Source organism: Cognataquiflexum rubidum, from assembly GCF_022538115.1.
Lineage (GTDB): Bacteria > Bacteroidota > Bacteroidia > Cytophagales > Cyclobacteriaceae > Cognataquiflexum > Cognataquiflexum rubidum.
In genome coordinates, this window is sequence record NZ_JAKZAL010000015.1 from 15,513 (window position 1) to 30,171 (window position 14,659).

Genomic DNA, 14,659 nt, shown 5'->3' on the forward strand with positions numbered 1-14,659 from the left:
TCAAACAATTTCTTTTGTAAAAACCTTTGTGTTGCCTTTAATACCCCATGATGTCCTCCACGGAGCCCAAACCTTGACGGACTACTTCTATCTCCTCACCGGTGCAATCCAAAATAGTGGATCCCACATTGTTGCCATATCCGCCATCTATGACCACATCAACCAAATCTCTGAATTTTTCATATATCAATTCAGGATCTGTACTGTATTCTATAATATCATCTTCATCGCGGATAGAGGTCGTCAATATCGGGGATCCTAACTCTTTCACCAGCAATCTGGGTATGGCGTGGTCAGGAACCCTGATACCCACTGTTTTTTTGTTGCTATTGAGGATTTTGGGGACAGAATTATTGGCTTCCAAGATGAATGTATAGGGTCCCGGCAGTGCTTTTTTCATCATCTTGAAAACAGGCGTACTCAAAGCACGCGTATATTCAGAGATATTGCTCAGGTCATAGCAGATAAAAGAAAAATTATGCTTTTTCACTTTAATTCCTTTGATCTGGGCAATCCGTTCTACCGCTCGAAGGTTGTGGATGTTGCATCCCATCCCATAAACTGTATCTGTGGGATAAATAATCACTCCTCCGTCAAGTAGAATGTTGACGATTTTCTGGATTTTCCTTGGGTCAGGATTCTCAGGGTATAGTTTGATAAATTCGGCAGCCATGGAAGCTTTGAAATTCGTTGGTTAAGTCAATGGTTTGCTTTAAACCATTCGATGAAGTCAAAAACAATGGGTACATCCGCCTCAGCCCAGTCCAACAGCAGAAGATTTTCAGGTTCTATCCAAAGGATTTGCTGATGCTCTTTGATGACCAAATGTCCACTTATATAGCCACAAAGAAAAGGAATAAGTTCAATTTCCTTTCCTTCTGTATAGGAATGAAAGTTGCTTCTAAATGCTTTTTTAACCTCAATGTCGATGTTAAGTTCTTCCCTGATCTCTCTGATCAGACATTTTTCTGCAGATTCATTGGCTTCAAGTTTTCCACCGGGAAATTCCCATTTAAATGGCAAATCCATTTTTCCACTTCTTTGGGCAACGAGGATTTTTCCATTTTTGAGGATGATCGCACAGCTGACTCTTACAGTTTTTGCCATAACATGGAGGATAGGGTTAAAGGAAATGCCTGCCCTTGAACAAAAATCTCTATTTTTGCGGTTATTCTATTGTTGCCTCCCAATTATATGTTCAAAGACAATAAAACAAAATATTACTTTATTGCCGTGATCACTATCTCGGTCCTCTTCACTTCCTTGTCCTTTTACTTTTATCAGGCATTTTTCAGCCCAAATGCACTCACAGATAAAGAAGAGTCTTACACTTTGAAAATCCCCAGCAATGCCACTTTTCAAATGGTGTCTGACAGCCTCTACCAGAATAGAGTTATTCATGACTTGATTTCATTCAGTTTTGTTGCAAAAGTATTGGGATACCAAAAAGCTGTAAAACCGGGCTTGTACGTCATTCCTGCAAAAACAAGCAACCTCAATCTGATCCGACTCCTGAGGTCAGGGAGGCAAACCCCGGTTAAACTGACTTTCAACAATGTCAGGACCAAGGAGGATCTCGCAGAAAAAATCACCAAAAACCTGGAAGTTAACCAAGACGAGTTCATGGACTTGATCACAGATTCTGCCTATATCCGCAAATTCGGGTTTGAAGAAGAAACCATCATGGGGATGTTTATCCCAAATACCTATGAAATATGGTGGAACACCGGTGCTGAAAAACTTTTTGACAGGATGTACAAAGAGTATGGGAATTACTGGACTGCTGAAAGATTGGCTAAAGCGAAAAAACTAGGATTGACTCAAAACGAAGTCTCCACTTTGGCTTCGATTGTACAAGCCGAAACTCAAAAATCAGACGAAAGACCCAAGGTAGCCGGTGTGTATCTGAATAGACTCAGAATTAACATGGCACTTCAGGCGGATCCGACCCTTGTTTTTGCTGTTGGAGATTTCAATCTAAAAAGAGTTTTGAATGTCCATAAGGAAATCGACAGTCCCTACAACACCTATAAATATCCGGGATTACCCCCAGGACCGATTAATCTCCCAGAGATCTCGGCTCTAGAAGCTGTCTTGAATTATGAAGACCACGACTATTTATATTTCTGTGCCAAGGAGGACTTTTCAGGTTACCATGCCTTTGCAAAAGATTACAATGAACACATGAATAATGCCCGCAGGTACCAAGCTGCATTAAACAAATCAAAAATATTCTGACATGTTCCAAGCTGAAACCAAAATAAGAGTCCGGTACGCAGAAACAGACCAAATGGGATATGTGTATTATGGAAACTACGCCATGTATTTTGAAGTGGCAAGGGTCGAAGCGCTTCGATCTGCAGGCTTTTCATACAAGCAGATGGAGGATGACGGGATCATCATGCCGGTATTGGACCTACATACACAGTTTATCAAACCGGGTAAATATGACGAGCTGCTGACCATCAAGACAACGATACCCGAAATGCCAGGAATAAGGATAAAGTTTGAGTATGAAGTCAGCAATGAATCCGAGGCACTGATTACCAAAGGCTGGACTGCTTTGACTTTTTTGAAAAAAGAAAGCCACAAACCCTGCAGACCATCCCAATATTTGCTAGATTTATTACGTCCATATTTCCAGTAATCCATTTTTAAGTGAAAAAGAGGATCCGCTTATTATCGATCAGATTTACCAGAAAAGCTAAGTTTCTTAGAAAATTTCATCTCGGAAATCCTGACCAAAACCTTTACGATGTAGGCAGGATATTCATGTTTCAGATGCGGAAAGATGAAATTACAGAAAGGGCCGGTGCCATGGCCTTCAGTTTTACAGTAGCGATGTTTCCGCTTCTACTTTTTCTATTGAATATGATTCCTTATGTAGGCTTGTTTTTTCCCAATGTGACGACACAAAACATCCTGCTATTCATCGCGGAATTTATCCCATCCAGTGTCTACCAGGAAGCTGAAGCTACGATCATGGATATTGTCAGCAAACCAAGACAGAGTTTATTGTCCCTTGGTTTTTTTCTTGCCTTATTCTTATCCACGAATGGGGTGGTTTCTATGATGAATGCCTTTAACGCGGTCTACAGGACAAAAGAAAACAGATCTTTTTGGATGACTAGAATCATTGCTGTCAGTATCGTGATGGTCTTGGTTTTGGCCATATGCGGGGCGGTATTGATCATGATTCTTGGAGGAAGTATTCTTTACCGGATTTCGGAGTGGGACATGGTCTCCAGCAACCTTTATATTTATATGCTGACCTTCTTTCGGTTTTTAGTTTTGTTGTCTGTTTTCTTAATCGCTACAGCTTTTATTTTTCGGTTTGCTCCTGCTGTCCATGACAAATGGAAGTTTTTTTCTACAGGATCTCTCACAGGAGGCATTTTGATCACCTTCGGGTTTTATCTTTTTTCTTTCTACCTGAATAATTTCGCTACCTACAATAAGCTTTACGGCTCCATCGGTGCAATGATTGCAGTCATGCTTTGGCTGTTTATCACTTCCCTGATTATCCTGGTGAGTTTTGAGATCAATGTAAGTCTGGACAAAGCTGCCGGTAGACATCTTGTCACAAAAGGGGTGGTTGAAGAAAAAATATGATTTTAATCATGATTATATAGTATTTTCATCAAGTTTGGAGTCCTCTAGGCATTCTAATTTTGTACCTGATTCAAAAAACCGTTTTCTATGGAAACCAACAAAAGCATTTTTATTGCCACAACACAACCCTTTAGCGGAAAATCAATCGTTGCACTCGGATTGGTCGATATGCTGCTTTCCAAAGCACACAAGATCGGATATTTCAAACCCATCATCAACCACAATCCCGGAGTCAAAAAGGACCCTCATTTCGAAACACTCATACAACATTTCAAACTTCCGATCCAATACGAAAAATCATACGGATACACCAGAGAAGAGGCAAATCATCTCATCGAAGCGGGACAGCAGGGAGAAATCATTGATACCATTATCAGCAAATACAAAGTCCTGGAAGAAGAATATGATTTCACAATCATTGAAGGAAGTGATTTTTTGGGAGAAGGGACAGCTTTTGAATTTGATGCCAACCTTGCCATTGCAAAAAACCTAGGTTCACCTGTTATTATCGTCCTATCGGGAGATGGTAAATCGGCGGCACAGGTAGTCACCTCAGCCATAGTGACTATCAACAATTTCCTGCAAAGAAAAGTAAAAGTGTTGGCAGTGGTCATCAACAAGGTGGATGATGAATTCCGAAAAGAAATCAAAAAGAGCCTGCAAAGCCAATTGAATAAGGATATCATCTTGGCTGTGATTCCAAAAATACAGGAACTCAAAAGCCCTTCCATGAAAGAAATCAAAGAACACCTTGGCGCAGAAGTCATGTTTGGAGAACAATTTCTTTCTAATCCCGTGGACCACTTCATTTTTGGTGCGATGCAGATTTCAAACTTTCTCAAACACATCAAAAAGAATGTCCTGATCGTCACACCTGCAGACAGGGCGGATATCATCTTGGCTTCCCTTCAGGCCAATCATTCCCAAAACTTCCCAAGGATGGCCGGAATGGTATTGACCGGGGGTTTTGAAATCGCTGATTCCGTCATCAAATTGATCGAAGGCTCAGATGTAAACCTTCCTATGTTGAGAGTGGACGATCCCTCTTTTTATGCTGCGACCAAAGTAGCCGCGATCCATTCCAAGATCAGTCCAGACTGCCCTGACAAGATCATGGGAGCGATCAATACTTTTAGAAAATATATTGACACAGAAGCCCTAGAGAAAGAAATGATCAATTTCGTGGGTGTCGGCATGACCCCAAGGATGTTTCAGTTTCAGCTTGTCAAATGGGCGAAAAACAAAAAGAAACACATCGTATTGCCGGAAGGAAAAGACGATAGGATATTGAAGGCCGCTGACCGACTTGTGAAGCAAAAAGTGGTGAAAATAACCCTTCTTGGCAATGTTCAGGAAATCTTAGCGAGCATCAGCAGGCTTGGTTTGAACCTTACCAAGGACAATTGTCAGATTATCAATCCACAGGATTCTTCCAATTTTGAAGATTATGCCAATACCCTCTACGAGCTCCGAAAAGGAAAAAATATGCCATTGGAGGTCGCCCGTGACCTGATGACCGATGGGGCCTATTACGGAACAATGATGGTTCATAAAGGCCACGCTGACGGAATGGTCTCCGGAGCAATCCATACCACAGCACATACCATTCGGCCTGCGCTTCAGTTTATCAAAACAAAGACAGGCATCTCCTTGGTATCTTCTGTTTTCTTCATGTGCCTTCCTGACAGGGTGACGGTATTTGGTGATTGCGCCATCAATATCAACCCAACTTCTGAAGAATTGGCGGAAATAGCCATTTCCTCCGCAGACACCAGTAAACGGTTTGGAATCGAACCGAGAGTAGCCATGCTATCCTATTCCTCCGGTGAATCAGGAACAGGGGAAGATGTAGAAAAAGTCAGAAAAGCGACTGAAATCGTGAAAGAAAAAAGACCCGATATTAAAGTAGAAGGCCCTATACAATACGATGCAGCCGTGGACCCGGTGACAGGACGCCAAAAAATGCCCAATTCAAAGGTCGCAGGAAATGCCTCTGTTTTGATTTTCCCTGATCTCAACACAGGGAACAATACCTACAAAGCAGTCCAAAGGGAAACCGGCGCAGTCGCCATCGGGCCGATGCTTCAGGGACTCAATAAACCTGTCAATGACCTTAGCCGCGGCTGTACCGTCGATGATGTGTTCAACACTGTCGTGATCACAGCCATTCAAGCTCAAGAATAGTTTTCTCTTAAAATATATTTGGTTTGAGAATTGATTTTTATCGGTTCTCAAACCTTTTTTATTAAGTTCCCCCATGAATTCTACTGTTTCTATTTACGAATCCCTCGGTGAGGAAAAGATAAAGTTGATAGTCCGTTATTTCTATGAGAATGTGGCAGACTTTAAAGAGTTGCGAAAGCTCTACCCCGAGGATTTGGCACCCGCAGAAGAAAGGCTATTTTTGTTCCTCATCCATGTATTTGGTGGACCTCATACCTACCTGGAGCAACGGGGACACCCCATGCTTCGCAAAAGACATTTCCAATGGCCAATCGACGGCGATATGAGAAACTCCTGGCTTAACTGCATGCTTTCGGCGATCGAAAAAGTAGAAATGGACACTGAAATAAAAGATGCTTTACAAGGATATTTTGTCAAGGTAGCTAACCATATGATCAATCAATAAACCATGGTTGTAATTAAGAAGATTTATTCCATTTATGCTTTTTTGATCTTTGGATTGACATTTCTTTTACTTTTCCCCTTATTTCTGATTTGTATCTGGATTCCAAATTGGGAGAAATACGGTCGGAAAATCAATCAGTTTTGGGCCAACCTGTTCTTTTTTCTGATCTTTATGCCCATCAAAGTGGAAGGGAAGGAAAATATTAAAAAAGGACAACCCTACATCTTTGCAGCAAACCATTTCTCCTACCTTGATATCGCCATGATGGGATTTATTCCGGGCGATGTGGTATATATCGGCAAAAGCTCCATCCGGAAAGTCCCTCTTTTTGGTTATTATTTCAAAAAACTGCATATAGCCGTCAACAGATCCAGCATCAAAAGCCGTAGTGAAGTGTTGGTAAGGGCAAAAAATGCAATTTCCAAAGGAAGCAGCATTGTGATTTTTCCTGAAGGGGGTATCACCACAGGGATGCCTCCGCACATGAACAAGTTCAAGGATGGGGCATTTAGTCTTGCGATAGACAAACAAATACCATTGATTCCTGTCACTTTATCGTTTAATCATTTAATTTTGCCCGACGACGGGAGGCTTTTATTGAATTTTAAGAAAGGAAAAATTGTAATCCATCCCCCGATCCAGACGCTTGGCCTGACTTCCAAAGACCTTTCAAGCATCAAAAATAAATGTTACTACACCATTCAGGACCAACTTTGGGAAGACAACAACCTCTTGGATACTGAAAAAACCATAATTCAGACTTTATGAAAATTGATTTGAATACCGTAAAGAAAATCTCCCACCTCGCCAGACTTGAGTTTAACGAGGAAGGAGCAGAAAAAATCCAAAAAGACATGACCCAGATCCTTGATTGGGTGGAGCAACTCAATGAGGTTGATACAACAGGGATAGAGCCTATCACGACCATGTCTTCCGAAGTCAATGTGATGAGAGAAGACGTCGTGGGAGAGCACCTTTCGCATGAAGCCGGTTTGCTCAATGCCCCACAGCGGGATTCGGATTACTTCAGGGTTCCAAAGGTACTCGAATAATGCCGACAAAAAACACTCAAAAATTAGACAATATCATTATGAAAGGCCTTCCAATATCACTCTCGGTGGTAGGAGGCCTTTTCCTATTGTTCAGCAGTTTCGTTTGGGAACGTGGGATTATGCCTGTCCTTCCCGGAATATTTTCTGAAGCAGTCTCGGTTCCCGTGAAATTGGTACAGGTCGGGGGGGAATTGATCAGGATTGAAATGGACAATTTTCTTTTGTTCCAAAATTTCGAATCCATTCCCGCGTTGGTTTACCCCTCACTCACCCTACTGTTTGGCAGCTTGGTATGGATACTTTTCAGTTTGGGACTTGCCCTGATCAGCAGCCTCAAAAAGCTTTACTTCACCGCGGCGACAGCTTTGGTGATCTTTCTGCTAGCATTTAGCGGAATCAACGGTCTTAATATTGGAGGCATATCAAGCAATTATGCCTTGATTGGATTGATGGCAGGAATCATGATCCCATTGATCGGATTGTCCTTTTTTGCCCCCTCTTGGGGAATATTAAGAAGGTTTTTGGTAATCCTGATTTCAGGTTCTGCGACACTTTATCTTCTTACACAGGTATCTGAAATCCCATCTCCATGGCTTTGGCTCGGGGAAAACAGCGCTTTTCCTGCAGCAGTAGTATCAGTTGTTTTCCTCATGCACATCGGTCATGCGTTCATTTCCGGCAGTTCGATTCTATTGATCAAGCTGAATAAAGGAACCGGGATCAAAATTACCTGGCATATCCTTTTCATCTTCCTGATCTATTTCTTTCTGGTCTTCTTTTCGTTTTTGGACCTTACAGGTGAGGTTGATTTGCCTTTTCCAATCCTTCCTCCTGTGATCTTGATGCTGATCAGCGGATTGATTGGATATTATGTATTGCAGTATAAAATCGAACAGACAGATCAGGTATATAACCATCCTGATATTGGCAAATCTTTCTTTTGGATTGGCTATGCTTTGACCACATTCACCTGGGCTTGGGTTATCTTTAAGGACAACCAACCGATGATTGAATTTTTCAACCATATTTTCATCTATGGTCAGGTGGCATTCAGCTTGCTGTTCTATTTGTACCTGATGGCCAATTTTTCCCAAATTCTTAACTCGGGAAAAGACATAGAGAAAATCATTTTCAAGCCTCAATTTTTCGCCTATTTCCATATGAGAATCGGGGCAATCATGGCAGTGGTGGTATTGCTGATCTATGCGGATGGGATCGTTGGGGTGCAGTTGGCCTCGGGCAGTTCCAATATCAATGCTGAATATTATTACCAAACCGACCGTCCGTTGGAAGCGGCCATTCTTTATGAGAGCTCTTGGATCCAATACCGAAAAAACGACAAGGCAAAGAATACCGCTTCCCATTTGAGATTTTCGCTTAACCAAACCAATTTGGGAATGGAGAATCTCTATCAGGTATTTGACAATTCCCCCTCGGTCATCAACACACTTTTGCTCAGTTCCAAACTTCATGAACAGGAGAAAATCTTCGATGCTGTTTTTTACTTAGAAAGAGGTTTGAGTTACTTTCCTGGAAATCCATATTTGGCCAATAACCTTTCCCTCCTTTATTCCAAACTCAATAAACCGACTGAAGCAATTTCAATGATGGAAGAAATCGTTGACCAAGACCCTGTCCTTCAGTCCAATCTTCTTGCCTTAAAAGTCAAACATCAGGTCGAACAAGAAGATGCGGTTTCTATTCCCGATGATCAGATTTTCAAAATCAACTACCTGGTTTTTGAAAACAAAAAAGGAAACTTTGCTCCATTTGAGTTGGGTACAAATGACCTTTCAGAAAATTATTCTTTGAAAACAGCCCTTCTCCGAAACCAATGGACCAATAAGGTTACAGCACCGCTAGCCTCGGACCTGCCTATCATTGATTCCCTTGTGGCCAAAGCGCAGGTGAGTGTTGAAGAAATGAATCTTCGGGACACGAGGGTATTGAGGACGCTCCAAGAATCGTATATCAACGAAACGCTAAAATACCTCAACGGTACCGCAATGGTTCTTCCCAATGCTGCAGGTTACTACCATTCCATTTCTGCCAAAATTTTGTATGGAGAATTGGATTTTGAGAAATCCTCGGTGGACATTTTGGTGGCTCAGGAAAGAGGTTTTCAAAACTTTCAGCCCATTCACCTGGCCATTCTTTTTTTCGGTGGAAAACCTGCAGAAGCGCAGTTGATTTCTCAAAAATTTGCTGTTCCATTTCCTGATTGGATGGTCTGGGATGAAAACGGGAATTTGGCAGAAAATCCGAAGACAGTCTATTTTGATAAATCAGCAAAATTGCATCGTGCAATGCCTTCTGATTTCATGAATCATCTGGAAGAAATCCAAGACCCAAAATTCAAGTCGGAATATGCTTTTAAAGTATTGCTACACAAAATGCATTGGCTGAATTCCTCTGATTTTGAGAAAGTCAAGAATATTCTGCTTCAAAACCTTGGAGATATATGGTCTTCTGAAGATTTGGATTCTTGGTATTCATTTGTGATCAAAGAAGAAAAAACAGAACTGACGGAAAAAACCCAAGCATTGATCAAACCAGATCTGGACCTGGGTCGAAATGCATATTGGGTTCCCTTGATGTTGAAAAAAGTAAAGGCCGAATCCGATGACCTGAAGAAATACGAGATCCTGCAGGACGCGATCCAATTTTCCAAAGACCCGATGCTTTGGATCCAATATGTGAAGCAAAGCAGGAAACTCGGACTCGACAGCTATGCAAGCAGTGCGCTGATGGAAATGCAAGGCTGGTTGACTATTTCCCAAATTGAAAAACTGCAATTGGAAAACTTATAGCACCTTTTATCGTAATCTTGAAGTAAAGTTTTTTGCTACAGATCTTTTCCATTAATTTAAGACTTTAAAATTATTTGCCGATGACTAAGATAATAGAAACCACCGCAATCAGTAAAACCTATAAAATGGGTGCGGAAATAGTAGAAGCGCTAAAATCCATATCCATTACAGTCAACAAAGGCGAATATGTGGCTTTTATGGGTCCCTCAGGTTCAGGAAAATCAACTTTGATGAACATCATAGGTTGTTTGGATTCTCCCACCACGGGTTCTTATGTCCTCAATGGAAAGGACGTCAGTGACATGACCGAAAATGAGCTTGCAGAAATCAGAAACAAAGAAATCGGATTTGTATTCCAGACTTTTAACCTTCTTCCAAGAGCCACTTGCCTGGACAATGTGGCGCTTCCATTGATCTACGCAGGATATAACAAATCCGACAGGCAGGAAATGGCGAATCAGGCATTGAAAAACGTAGAACTTGGCGACCGGGTCCACCACAAGCCAAACGAACTTTCAGGTGGTCAGAGACAAAGGGTTGCCATCGCCCGTGCCTTGGTCAATAACCCAAGTATCATCTTGGCCGATGAACCTACCGGTAACCTGGATTCCAAGACTTCTTATGGTATCATGGAGCTTTTCCACGAACTCCACCAAAAAGGAAATACCATCATCATGGTAACCCACGAAGATGACATCGCCCATTATGCCCATAGGATTATCCGATTGAGGGATGGGCTTGTAGAATCAGATACTGTCAATCCAAATCCTACAAGAGGAATTTCAATGTTGGTATCTGAGTAAATTCGTGAAGCTTTTATAAATCTTTATGTTATTTTTGTGGCTGGATAGAGAAAGGCCAGCTTAGATACAATTTTGCTTCCATGAAAATATACACCAAAACCGGAGACACGGGAAAGACTTCATTGTTGGGAGGCCGGAGGGTTTCAAAAGCAGAATTAAGAATTGATGCCTATGGCACAGTAGATGAACTCAACAGTTTCATCGGATTGCTCCGTGATCAGGAAATCAACAAAAAAAGAGAGACACTTCTCAAAGAAATCCAAGACAGGCTTTTTACTATCGGTGCTACCTTGGCCTCCGAACCGGGAAAAGAAAATATTAAAAAGCCCGATCTTCATGAAGAGGACCTGGAACTTTTGGAAAAGGAAATTGATGAAATGGAAACCCAATTGCCACAATTGCGGCATTTTATATTACCGGGAGGCCACCAAAGTGTATCTTTTTGCCACGTGGCCAGGACAGTATGCAGAAGGACAGAGCGCTGTGTCATTGACCTGATGGAGATAGAGCATGTAGATGAAATAATCGTAAAATATTTAAACCGGCTTTCTGATTATCTTTTTGTATTGGGAAGGTTAATTGCCCAAGAGTTAGGAGTTGAGGAGGTTACTTGGAAGCCCAGAATCTAATACCATGAAAACAGCATTACAAATAGACATCACCAAAACGGGTGCATCCAGACTCCATGAGACTGACTTTGACAACTTGGTGTTTGGAAAAACCATCAGCGACCACATGTTTGTGGCTGATTATGCAGATGGCGAATGGACCGACCTCCGCATTGAGCCTTATGCGCCCCTTTCCCTCAATCCTTCCAATGCCACCCTTCATTATGGTCAATCTATTTTTGAAGGAATGAAAGCCTACAAAAATGAGGAAGGTGAAATCCTTCTTTTCAGGGCCGATGCCAATCAGAAGAGATTGAATGAATCGGCAAGAAGAATGTGTATTCCTGAAGTTCCTGAGGAGATTTTTATGGAAGGACTGATGACACTTTTGGATCTGGACAGGGCTTGGATTCCGAATAAACCCGGATATTCACTTTATATCAGGCCTTTTGTATTTGCCACGGATGACTATATCGGTGTCAGGCCATCAGAAAAATATAAGTTTATGATCTTCACCTGCCCTGTTGGAAACTACTATTCCAAGCCTGTGGCAGTAAAAGTGGAGCAGAAATATACAAGGGCCATTGAAGGCGGTACAGGACAGGCGAAAGCTTCCGGCAACTATGCAGGCTCGCTGTATCCGGCGCTCTTGGCACAAAGAGAAGGCTACGACCAATTGCTTTGGACAGATGGTAAAACCCATCAATTCATCGAAGAAAGTGGTACGATGAATGTGATGTTTATGGTCAATGACACCATCATCACTGCACCGACCCACACCGGGACTATCCTGAAAGGAATCACCCGAGATTCTGTCTTGTCCATCGCGAAAGAAATGGGTTATCCTGTAGAAGAGCGTTTTTTGAGTGTGACGGAACTGGAGAAAGCACTTACAGAGGGAAAACTTCAAGACGCATTTGGAACAGGCACTGCAGCAACCATTGCCCATATCTTCAAAATCAATATCCATGGAGAGGATTATATCCTTCCCGAAAAGCCATCCTATGCTTTTTCCCATCAGGTCCAGAAAACCCTCGATGACATCAAGTATGGCAAAAAAGAAGACAAACGGGGCTGGATTATCAAATTGTAAAAGAAAGCTGATATTAAATCAGAATAATAAAAACCACCCTTGGGTGGTTTTTTTTTGTTTCAATTGCCCACCTTTCACATCATGTTATGTATTAGATAAATATTTTTAATACAATGAAAAAACTGTTTACAATTTCCAAAAACTTCTTTTTTAGCCTATTTCAGAGCTTTATCTTAAAGAAAAAGAAATTCAATGATTTTAAACCATCCTAAAAATTGCCAAATATTCATAATCGCCCTCATTTCCTTATATTAGCTTAAAATCTTCTATTTGAGCATAAAACTCTTTTGGGGATTTCCGTTATACCTGATACCACCAAAAAGGCCTATTGCATGAAAAGTACCTTTTTCAAATCCAAAGTATCCCTAATTTCACTGATACTCTTGTTTTCATTGGCCCATCATTCCTATTCCCAAAAATTCCTCCTTCTTCAAAAGGGTTCCAATACCAAAACCGCCCTCCGATTTCAGATCGGTGAAGAAATAACCTACAAGTCCACCAAGTTTGATTACTATGTCACTGATGTGATCGTCGATATCAAAACAGACATTATCGTCCTTTCTGAAAATGTCCTCCAACCCAAAGATATCACCGTAGTAGACATCCGCAACAAAGACCAAAGAAACCAAACGATCAAAAACCTGTCTTTCCTTAGTATGGGGGCGGGAGTTATTTTTCTTCTTGTCAATACTGTCAATAGCCTCTACCAACAGGGAGACCTCTCACGGCTGGAGGAATCTTGGGCTTTGTCCGCAGGTCTTATTGCCGGTGGATTTGTGATTTCAAAACTCAAGTATAAAGAATTCAAACACAAAGGAGATAATAAAATCCAGATTGTAATTCTGTATGGAGATTGAAAATGAATAGGTAAATCGGGGATTTTTTACGACTTTTGCACCTCAAAAACTAAATAAATTATGACATCAGACCAGTTGAAAGACTTGAGAGCCCGCGTTTCGGCTTTGAGGAGGTATCTTTGACTACGATAAGAAGAAAGCAGAAATAGAAGATTTGGATGCTGTTTCATCACAGCCCGGTTTCTGGAATGATTCTGATGAAGCGGAGAAAATAATGAAACAAATCCAGGCCAAAAAAACCTGGACCTCACCTTTTGAAAAATTAGAAACCAGCCTTCAGGATCTGGAAGTGCTTTTTGATTTTTACGCTGCGGATGAAGTTTCTGAAGAGGAAATGAAGTCCGAATACAAAAAAGTTTTGGGAGAGGTAGAAGACCTCGAACTCAAAAAAATGCTCAGCAGCGAGGAGGATCAACTCAATGCCGTACTTGAAATCAACCCGGGAGCCGGCGGAACAGAAAGTAACGATTGGGCTTCTATCTTGATGAGAATGTACATCATGTGGGGCGAAAAAAACGGTTACAAAGTTCGTGAGGTGGATTTGCAGGAAGGTGAAGTCGCCGGAATCAAATCCTGTACCTTGGAGTTTGAAGGCCCATTGGCATATGGCTTCCTTAAATCCGAGATTGGTGTCCACCGTTTGGTGAGGATTTCACCTTTTGACAGTAATGGAAGAAGACATACCTCATTTGCGTCTGTATATGCCTATCCCGAAGTAGATGATACCATCGAGATTGACATCAATCCTGCAGACGTTGAGTTGCATACGTCGCGCTCAGGCGGAGCAGGTGGACAGAATGTAAACAAGGTCGAAACCAAAGTGCAGCTTACCCACAAACCGACAGGAATCGTGGTTGTTTGCCAGATAGAGCGCTCTCAGCTTGCCAACAGGGAAAAGGCCATGCAGATGTTGAAGTCTAGACTTTACCAAATGGAAATGGAGAAAAGGAACGCTGAGCGGGCAAAAGTTGAATCAGGAAAACTGAGGATTGACTTTGGCTCTCAAATCAGAAACTACGTCCTGCATCCTTACAAATTGGTAAAAGACGCCAGAACAGGCTATGAAACCTCAGACACCCAAAGTGTACTCGATGGGAATATAAATGAGTTTATTAAGGCATTTTTGCTTGCGCAAAGCGAGGAAGAAGCCAACCAAGATTGATCTTTTTGACTTTACAATCCTGGTTCAGACTCG

General features: G+C 41.6%; 15 protein-coding genes. 13 read left to right on the plus strand and 2 right to left on the minus strand.

What is annotated here, in order from left to right; translation table 11 throughout:
- Nucleotides 1-37: 37 nt before the first annotated feature.
- Nucleotides 38-673 carry an L-threonylcarbamoyladenylate synthase gene (locus MMU05_RS15710; RefSeq protein WP_241142633.1) on the minus strand — a complete coding sequence of 212 codons (636 nt, stop codon included), beginning with the start codon at nt 671-673 and terminating at the stop codon, nt 38-40.
- Between the two features lie 26 nt (nt 674-699).
- Nucleotides 700-1,107 (minus strand): (deoxy)nucleoside triphosphate pyrophosphohydrolase, encoded by a 408-nt coding sequence (locus tag MMU05_RS15715; protein ID WP_241142634.1) that lies wholly within the window; start codon nt 1,105-1,107, stop codon nt 700-702.
- Nucleotides 1,108-1,194: 87 nt separating this feature from the next.
- Here MMU05_RS15715 and mltG point away from each other — a divergent pair, with 87 nt between their 5' ends.
- The 13 genes from mltG (at nt 1,195) to prfB (ending at nt 14,626) form a co-directional block, all read left to right on the plus strand.
- Complete coding sequence (mltG, locus tag MMU05_RS15720) at nt 1,195-2,238, plus strand: endolytic transglycosylase MltG (RefSeq protein WP_241142635.1); 1,044 nt, start codon at nt 1,195-1,197, stop codon at nt 2,236-2,238.
- 1 nt (nt 2,239) lies between these two features.
- The gene (locus MMU05_RS15725) at nt 2,240-2,647 is read left to right on the plus strand and encodes an acyl-CoA thioesterase (protein ID WP_241142636.1); all 408 of its coding nucleotides are present in this window, start codon (nt 2,240-2,242) and stop codon (nt 2,645-2,647) included.
- 11 nt (nt 2,648-2,658) lie between these two features.
- Complete coding sequence (locus tag MMU05_RS15730) at nt 2,659-3,612, plus strand: YihY/virulence factor BrkB family protein (protein ID WP_241142637.1); 954 nt, start codon at nt 2,659-2,661, stop codon at nt 3,610-3,612.
- An 87-nt stretch (nt 3,613-3,699) separates the two neighbouring features.
- Nucleotides 3,700-5,796: a phosphate acetyltransferase gene (gene pta / locus MMU05_RS15735; protein WP_241142638.1), complete on the plus strand. Its 2,097-nt coding sequence runs from the start codon at nt 3,700-3,702 to the stop codon at nt 5,794-5,796.
- 73 nt (nt 5,797-5,869) lie between these two features.
- Nucleotides 5,870-6,241, plus strand: coding sequence for a globin domain-containing protein (locus tag MMU05_RS15740; RefSeq protein WP_241142639.1), 372 nt, complete (start codon nt 5,870-5,872; stop codon nt 6,239-6,241).
- A 3-nt stretch (nt 6,242-6,244) separates the two neighbouring features.
- Entirely contained in the window at nt 6,245-7,009 is a 765-nt protein-coding gene (locus tag MMU05_RS15745) for a lysophospholipid acyltransferase family protein (RefSeq protein WP_241142640.1), read from the plus strand.
- Nucleotides 7,006-7,293, plus strand: a complete 288-nt coding sequence (gene gatC / locus MMU05_RS15750) for an Asp-tRNA(Asn)/Glu-tRNA(Gln) amidotransferase subunit GatC (protein WP_241142641.1) — start codon at nt 7,006-7,008, stop codon at nt 7,291-7,293. Before MMU05_RS15745 ends, gatC begins: the two co-directional genes overlap by 4 nt.
- Before the next feature lie 38 nt (nt 7,294-7,331).
- Nucleotides 7,332-10,103: a hypothetical protein gene (locus MMU05_RS15755; protein WP_241142642.1), complete on the plus strand. Its 2,772-nt coding sequence runs from the start codon at nt 7,332-7,334 to the stop codon at nt 10,101-10,103.
- A gap of 80 nt (nt 10,104-10,183) precedes the next feature.
- The gene (locus MMU05_RS15760; protein WP_262917689.1) at nt 10,184-10,906 is read left to right on the plus strand and encodes an ABC transporter ATP-binding protein; all 723 of its coding nucleotides are present in this window, start codon (nt 10,184-10,186) and stop codon (nt 10,904-10,906) included.
- Nucleotides 10,907-10,986: 80 nt separating this feature from the next.
- Entirely contained in the window at nt 10,987-11,535 is a 549-nt protein-coding gene (locus tag MMU05_RS15765) for a cob(I)yrinic acid a,c-diamide adenosyltransferase (RefSeq protein ID WP_241142643.1), read from the plus strand.
- Between the two features lie 4 nt (nt 11,536-11,539).
- Nucleotides 11,540-12,607 (plus strand): branched-chain amino acid aminotransferase, encoded by a 1,068-nt coding sequence (locus MMU05_RS15770; RefSeq protein ID WP_241142644.1) that lies wholly within the window; start codon nt 11,540-11,542, stop codon nt 12,605-12,607.
- A gap of 332 nt (nt 12,608-12,939) precedes the next feature.
- On the plus strand, nt 12,940-13,464 hold the full coding sequence (locus MMU05_RS15775) for a hypothetical protein (RefSeq protein ID WP_241142645.1): 525 nt from the start codon (nt 12,940-12,942) through the stop codon (nt 13,462-13,464).
- A gap of 60 nt (nt 13,465-13,524) precedes the next feature.
- A protein-coding gene (gene prfB, locus MMU05_RS15780) for a peptide chain release factor 2 (RefSeq protein WP_241142646.1) occupies nt 13,525-14,626 on the plus strand; the annotation gives its coding sequence in 2 pieces (ribosomal slippage) (nt 13,525-13,584 and nt 13,586-14,626; 1,101 coding nt in all).
- Nucleotides 14,627-14,659: the final 33 nt, after the last annotated feature.

Excerpts from the sequence above, each read along its gene's own strand:
- MMU05_RS15710 (WP_241142633.1), bottom strand. The coding sequence starts at position 673 with ATGGCTGCCGAATTTATCAAACTATACCCTGAGAATCCTGACCCAAGG.
- MMU05_RS15715 (WP_241142634.1), bottom strand. The coding sequence starts at position 1,107 with ATGGCAAAAACTGTAAGAGTCAGCTGTGCGATCATCCTCAAAAATGGA.
- mltG (WP_241142635.1), top strand. The coding sequence starts at position 1,195 with ATGTTCAAAGACAATAAAACAAAATATTACTTTATTGCCGTGATCACT.
- MMU05_RS15725 (WP_241142636.1), top strand. The coding sequence starts at position 2,240 with ATGTTCCAAGCTGAAACCAAAATAAGAGTCCGGTACGCAGAAACAGAC.
- pta (WP_241142638.1), top strand. The coding sequence starts at position 3,700 with ATGGAAACCAACAAAAGCATTTTTATTGCCACAACACAACCCTTTAGC.
- MMU05_RS15740 (WP_241142639.1), top strand. The coding sequence starts at position 5,870 with ATGAATTCTACTGTTTCTATTTACGAATCCCTCGGTGAGGAAAAGATA.
- MMU05_RS15745 (WP_241142640.1), top strand. The coding sequence starts at position 6,245 with ATGGTTGTAATTAAGAAGATTTATTCCATTTATGCTTTTTTGATCTTT.
- gatC (WP_241142641.1), top strand. The coding sequence starts at position 7,006 with ATGAAAATTGATTTGAATACCGTAAAGAAAATCTCCCACCTCGCCAGA.
- MMU05_RS15755 (WP_241142642.1), top strand. The coding sequence starts at position 7,332 with ATGAAAGGCCTTCCAATATCACTCTCGGTGGTAGGAGGCCTTTTCCTA.
- MMU05_RS15760 (WP_262917689.1), top strand. The coding sequence starts at position 10,184 with ATGACTAAGATAATAGAAACCACCGCAATCAGTAAAACCTATAAAATG.
- MMU05_RS15765 (WP_241142643.1), top strand. The coding sequence starts at position 10,987 with ATGAAAATATACACCAAAACCGGAGACACGGGAAAGACTTCATTGTTG.
- MMU05_RS15770 (WP_241142644.1), top strand. The coding sequence starts at position 11,540 with ATGAAAACAGCATTACAAATAGACATCACCAAAACGGGTGCATCCAGA.
- MMU05_RS15775 (WP_241142645.1), top strand. The coding sequence starts at position 12,940 with ATGAAAAGTACCTTTTTCAAATCCAAAGTATCCCTAATTTCACTGATA.